General features: G+C 29.9%; 2 protein-coding genes. One reads left to right on the top strand and one right to left on the bottom strand.

Annotation, left to right across the window (positions count from 1 at the left end; all coding sequences use genetic code 11):
* The coding region (locus B4W83_RS11840) for a restriction endonuclease subunit S domain-containing protein (protein ID WP_226373517.1) at positions 1-502 on the top strand (502 nt) is incomplete at its 5' end.
* On the opposite strand, the gene B4W83_RS11845 is transcribed toward B4W83_RS11840, so the two are convergent.
* Positions 462-993 (bottom strand): restriction endonuclease subunit S (locus B4W83_RS11845; RefSeq protein ID WP_240149041.1); only part of this gene is annotated, 532 nt, incomplete at its 5' end. The two genes, B4W83_RS11840 and B4W83_RS11845, sit on opposite strands and share 41 nt — an antisense overlap.

The following is a 993-nucleotide window of genomic DNA, read 5'->3' on the forward strand; positions in this document are numbered from 1 at the left end:
CTCTTATTATCTGAATAACATTAAAATTGAAATAGATTTTCCAAGAAGATCAACTTGGTTGCTAGCTCCTTTAGAAAAAATTGTAACAACTATTTCAGCTAAACCTTATCAAATAAAACAGTCTGAAATTGTAAAAGAGGGCAAGATCCCAGTAGTTAGTCAATCTAAAATATTAGTTGAAGGATTTTCTAATAATTTTTCTAAGATTCTAGACTATAAAACAGACGTTGTAATATTTGGTGACCATACAAGAAATCTTAAGATTATAGACTTCCCTTTTGTTGTTGGTGCAGACGGAGTAAAAATTCTGTCTCCAATTTGCTTATCTGCAAAATTTTTAAAATACCACTTAGACTATACGCTATTATTTGTTAGGAACAGGGGCTATGCTCGACATTATTCGTATCTAAAATCTAAAATAATAGGTATCCCTTCAGTTTTAGAACAAAAGAGAATTGTCGCTAAAATTGACTTACTTTTTCAAAAAGTTTCTCAGCTTTAGTAATTATTAATTTTTGTGTACGTATACCTGGAAAATTAATTATAGTTTGAGAAAATCTAGTTTTGTTTAATATAGGAATAGTGGTAGATGATGTATTGTTCTTGAATTGTTTTTGCATAAAATCAGACTGTATAGCTAAAAGTAAAAATTTTGAGTTGACAAAATTAAATACTTCTATGCCATGCATTTGTTGATTGAACGCTCCATCAACACGAACAATCCCAGCAATTCCAATATTTCCAATACCATTTATTAAAATAGAACCTGCTTTTATTTTTCTGGATTTTGTATTTCCTAGAACCGATAAATATTCAGTTGCATTGTATAGTTCTCCTTGTAATAAATCAGCAGGTTTATAGAATGGTATTTCGCCACCGTAGTTTTCAGGGCTATTTTTAGATGGCGTGTTACCAGTACTAATTATTCCTATATAATTTAATGTTGTCTGTACCCAATTCATAGGTATCTTCCCATAATAAGAGTTATCATCT

Source organism: Streptococcus pseudopneumoniae ATCC BAA-960 = CCUG 49455, assembly GCF_002087075.1.
Classification (GTDB): Bacteria; Bacillota; Bacilli; order Lactobacillales; family Streptococcaceae; genus Streptococcus; species Streptococcus pseudopneumoniae.